The 252-nt window shown below is 63.5% G+C and carries 1 protein-coding gene; it reads right to left on the reverse strand.

Going from position 1 to position 252, the window contains the following annotated elements; translation table 11 throughout:
- A partial coding sequence (locus AAEY83_RS17115; protein ID WP_351061063.1) for a transporter substrate-binding domain-containing protein occupies positions 1 to 252 on the reverse strand: 252 nt, incomplete at both ends.

Below are 252 nucleotides of genomic sequence, written 5' to 3' on the forward strand. Positions count from 1 at the left end.
CGCCGGATTGCAGCGCGGTGAAGCGCTCCTTGGCGTTCAACTGGCTGAACTTGACCTTGTTGGCGTCGCCGAAAACGGCTGCCGCCACAGCGCGGCAGACGTCAGCATCGATGCCGAGGATCTTGCCGGTCGCATCCGGTACCGAGAAGCCCGGCAGACCGTCGCTCACGCCACACTGCACGAAACCTTTTTTCTGTACCGCATCCAGGGTTGCACCCGCCTGAGCGAACCCGCTGACGCCGAGTACTGCTG

Origin of the sequence: Psychrobacter sp. TB20-MNA-CIBAN-0197 (assembly GCF_040309765.1) — a bacterium.
GTDB lineage: Bacteria > Pseudomonadota > Gammaproteobacteria > Pseudomonadales > Moraxellaceae > Psychrobacter > Psychrobacter submarinus.